The sequence below is a fragment of the Commensalibacter sp. Nvir genome, from assembly GCF_963921845.1.
Taxonomy (GTDB): domain Bacteria; phylum Pseudomonadota; class Alphaproteobacteria; order Acetobacterales; family Acetobacteraceae; genus Commensalibacter.
Window position 1 is genome coordinate 1 of the sequence record NZ_CAWUGZ010000100.1, and the last position, 4,752, is coordinate 4,752.

Here is a 4,752-nt window from a genome sequence, read left to right on the forward strand (position 1 = left end):
TTTTTATTATTAATTAAGAATATGTATTTGCATCATGTTAAACTATTTAACTAATAACTTAACGTTTCATATCATTGAATATTTGAAAAAGGATTCTATCGCTTATGATTAGAAAAGCTTTTATAATGCCTATTAACAATAATGCTCATGAAGAATACATCAAACGTCACAATCCAATATGGAAAGCCCTAGAGCAAGTATTAAAAAAACATGGAAGCCATAATTATTCTATTTTCCTAGATAAAAAAAGAAATCTTTTATTTGGCTACCTAGAAATAGAATCAGAAGAACAATGGGAATCTATAAGTAAAACAGAGGTTTGTCGCCAATGGTGGGAATACATGTCGGAACTAATGCCCACCAATCCAGACAATAGCCCTCAGCACGAAGATCTTGTTCCTGTATTCTATCTGAGTTAATATAAAAATTATTTTATTAGCTTAGGAACTTTGCATTTAACATTACAAAACCTTATATCCTATTGATAGACCTTGCATAGGGTGGGATATTATGAAATTACGTAATGAAGATTATTTTTTTACACCCCAACAAACAATTGCGGTTGAGCCCAGAAATCCTCAAATAGCTTATCCAGAACATACGCATGATTTTAACGAAATATTTATCGTTACAAAAGGAAATGGTCTGCATATTATAAACGATCATCCCTTTTTTTTATGTCCTGGAACAATATGTTACGTTCATAGTGAAGACCTCCATTTATTCAAAAAAGTGAATAATCTGAATTTGGTCAACATTTTATATCGAGAAGCCTCGTGTTTTGACTATTTAAAAAACGTTAATCAATTTTTCCCTAATCGTCAAAAAAATGTACCTTTTCACTGGTTATTAAATCAAGCTGCCTTTAGTAAAATTACGTGCATATTAAACGAATTTGTCCAAATCAAAAACGATCTTTTTCCGTATGGTGAAGGCCTTTTTTTACAACTACTCATTAATTTGCAAAATGGAATATATAGCACCGTTGGACAAAATAATAATGAACAACATATAATACAAATATTACGATGGCTTCACTTTAACTATTTGCAAGAAATTGATTGGAATCAAATTACCCAGCAATTTGATGTGCCCCAACGAACCTTCTATCGTTATGTAAAAAATAAATTAGGGTTATCTCCTCATACCTACCTTAGGAAACTAAGATTGTTTCACGCCTACTTTTTTTTGCGTAAAACAAATAAAAGCATAACCGATATTGCTATGGATTGTCATTTCAACGACAGTGCTTATTTTTCAACTTGTTTCAAAAATGAATTTGGATTTTCGCCTATAAAACTCAGGCAATAATCAGAGACGTTCTTCATTTCAATCTGAAATTTTCGTCAATTTTTCTTAGTTTTTATTGTGATGAAACGCATGCAAATGTTAACATCTTTTATAAACACAGCATACATTTAATAAAAAGAAAAAAAATACAAAAATAGATCGTAACTTAATTAATAAACTATTTTTACAAAATAAATTCTGATTTCAATCATACCCTTGCTTTAAGTTCGAATAGGGACTAATTTGATTGAGATCAAGACAAAATATTATTTTTTCCATTATAAAAATTTAAATCAACCATAACTATATTAAATCTATTGTTATGATTCACTTATAAAGGATAATGAGTTTCATGAGCACGACATTTTTCATACCTTCTGTAAACGTTATTGGCGAGAATGCTTTGCAGGATGCTTTAACTCACATACAAAATTATGGGTTTAAACACGCTTTGATTGTTTCGGATGCTTTTTTAAGCAAATCGGGTGTCATTAAAATAGTTACAGACCTTTTGGCTAAAGTAAATATTCAAGCCTCTATTTTTGACGGTACGCATCCAAATCCAACGGTAACAAATGTTAACGACGGTTTGAAAATCTTAAAAGCAAACCATTGTGATTTTGTTATTTCTTTAGGGGGTGGTTCTCCTCACGATTGTGCAAAAGGAATTGCTCTTCTAGCAACCAATGGGGGGGAAATCAAAGATTATGAAGGCATCGATAAACCACAAAAACCTCAATTGCCTTTAGTATCCATTAATACTACCGCTGGTACTGCCAGTGAAATTACTCGTTTTTGTATCATAACCGATGAAACGAGACATATTAAAATGGCGATTGTTACGCCACAAGTTACACCTATTTTATCGGTTAATGATCCTTCCCTAATGGCGGGTATGCCACCTGGATTAACAGCAGCTACGGGTATGGATGCATTGACACACGCCGTTGAAGCTTACGTTTCCATTATCGCTACCCCAATTACGGATGCCTGTGCGTTAAAGGCGATTACTTTAATTGCAGATAACTTACGTAATGCCGTTAAAAATGGTAAAGACATGAATGCGCGTGAGAATATGGCCTATGCCCAACTTCTTGCAGGGATGGCTTTCAACAACGCCTCTTTAGGTTATGTTCACGCTATGGCCCATCAGCTTGGTGGTTTTTATGGGTTACCTCACGGGGTTTGTAATGCTATTTTGTTGCCACATGTTCAAGAATACAATTTGCCAAAATGTGCAGCACGTCTAAAAGACGTCGCTCATGCTATGCATGTTGACGTCAAACATATGAGCGACGAAGAAGGTGCAAAAGCCTGCATTACGGCAATACGTAATCTTTCTAAAGACGTTAATATTCCAGCCAACTTAACAGAACTTAAAGTAAAATTTGAAGATATTCCAGTATTGGCGGCTAACGCGCTAAAAGATGCATGTGGTGTAACAAACCCACGCCAAGGAGGCCAAGATGAGGTTGAAGCAATTTTTAAATCCGCCATGTAATTTTTAAGTTCAAAACTATCTTAAACACTGCAATTATACTTGTATAATTGCAGTGTTTTTATATTCCAATACTACGATTGATAATGAGACAAGGCTTTAATAAGTAACATAACCAAAATTATTATTTTATCATTAATCTCATCGGAACAATTCAAATAAAACATAGGGTTAAAGCTATTTCATTTAAAATCCAGGTTCAACGCTTTGGACCATAATTAAAGAACCATGAAAAGAAAATAGCTTTACAAAAGAATTATCACCTTCAATAGTAATTGTAGACAAAATTCTAGAAATTTATATACGTTTTGAACCCAAAAAAAGCTGCATCATTTATATTTTTTTGCGCATTAGGATGAATTTCATATTGGAAATCGGGTTGAAAGCGCATTCCTCTTACAACATGAATAATATACGTCAATTCGACAGTACTCTCGGCGGATTGAATGCCGGTTGCTCCGTCTGAAATATCACTTATGGGCAAACCCGTAGCATACATATAACGTTCTAAATTCCGCAATTTTCGGCTCATCATCTGTTGAATAAACAACACACCAAATGCGTCTAAGGGTCTAGCCTTCCAAAAACCCGTATCAATCACACCAGCATATAGTTCATTTTGACGCATACACGTATTAGGATCATTACGCACCCACCCAGCGTAAGTGATCAGACCACTTAAATTACCAGGGGCATTACGATGAATCATTTGATCCAGCAAAATATACTCCATAGCTCGACCCGCTTTCCAATGTTGATTGGGTCCCTTATATTTAAACTCACGCCCACCGTTGACACCTTCTCCCCACACTGGGAAAGGGGATGTATCGTAAGCAAAACCGACTTTATAGTGACCCAACAGATCATGTTTACCCCAATGCGGTTCATAACCAGCTTCAATAGGAATTTCAGCTCCAGCATCTTCAGCCGTACTAACGACAGCGGCCCAACCCGCACGATGTCCAGCCGCGTTTCCAAAAACTGCTCGACTGGTTTGGAACAACCCAACCCGAATATACATTTGTTGCACAGGTCGAATTAACGACGTAATACCCCATGCTGAATCGGGCCATGCGTTGAATCCTCCCACATCTGCGTTCACAGCTTTTGGGTTTCCGCAAATACCATTATTGACAAAGTAACAGTAAATAGGACTAATAGCATAAAAGCCACTAACGTTAGTACGTCCAAAAGAGGTGACAATTTTTCCACCCCAAGAATATTTGTCCAGATACAGGTTAACCAATTTGGCTGCGACGTTACCCCCAGCACCATAAACTTCTTGAACACTCGTAATATTTTCACCAACGGCTTTATTCGCAAGATTTCCATATCGACCGATAACAGTCATATGACTGAGCAATCCATCGGTAATCGCATTACGACCTACTAAAGTTGCCCAATCAATGTCTAAGTTTTCATTGAGTGCACCGGCATTGGTGGCACCTCTTCGAATACCACCTGTAACGTTTGCTTCAAACTCGTTCTGATTCTCAATATTTAAATTGATACCATGCCTGTATAACCAGGTATTCAAACCACCCCAGCTGCCAAAAAAATGCTCTGGTCTAGGCAATAAAGGATTATCTTCGTCTTTTATCTCGTTAATCTTTTTTGGATTACTCTGAGTACGACCCACAGCTGTCCTCCAATCCCCGCCACCCCCTGCAGGGATTAAGTGCCAATCGGTCATTCCATTGTTAGGAACATCATCACTCGCGGTCGATGATGTTGTATCATTGTTGCTTTCTGCTTTTGCAGATTGATTGATTAAAGTACTTCCAGTACCCAATAAAAGACAGAAAAGAAGATAAAACTCTTTTCCACATAACGTGAGTTTCGTTTTTTTTTGCGATGCCATATTTACCTAAATTCCATAATTGAGTTATTCAAAACTGTTTATCAATTTGGTGCAAAATACTAATAATTCATTGGTTAAGTACAAATACGTACTCAGTTCATAC

At 36.1% G+C, this 4,752-nt stretch carries 4 protein-coding genes; 3 read left to right on the forward strand and 1 reads right to left on the reverse strand.

Going from position 1 to position 4,752, the window contains the following annotated elements; all coding sequences use genetic code 11:
- Positions 1-104 precede the first annotated feature (104 nt).
- From rhaM to yiaY, 3 genes are all read left to right on the forward strand, one after another.
- Positions 105-419: an L-rhamnose mutarotase gene (gene rhaM, locus AABE15_RS06360; protein ID WP_338330449.1), complete on the forward strand. Its 315-nt coding sequence runs from the start codon at positions 105-107 to the stop codon at positions 417-419.
- 91 nt (positions 420-510) lie between these two features.
- The gene (locus tag AABE15_RS06365) at positions 511-1,311 is read left to right on the forward strand and encodes a helix-turn-helix domain-containing protein (protein ID WP_338330450.1); all 801 of its coding nucleotides are present in this window, start codon (positions 511-513) and stop codon (positions 1,309-1,311) included.
- 322 nt (positions 1,312-1,633) lie between these two features.
- On the forward strand, positions 1,634-2,791 hold the full coding sequence (yiaY, locus tag AABE15_RS06370; protein ID WP_408870262.1) for an L-threonine dehydrogenase: 1,158 nt from the start codon (positions 1,634-1,636) through the stop codon (positions 2,789-2,791).
- A gap of 286 nt (positions 2,792-3,077) precedes the next feature.
- On the opposite strand, the gene AABE15_RS06375 is transcribed toward yiaY, so the two are convergent.
- Complete coding sequence (locus AABE15_RS06375) at positions 3,078-4,649, reverse strand: carbohydrate porin (RefSeq protein ID WP_338330452.1); 1,572 nt, start codon at positions 4,647-4,649, stop codon at positions 3,078-3,080.
- Positions 4,650-4,752 lie beyond the last annotated feature (103 nt).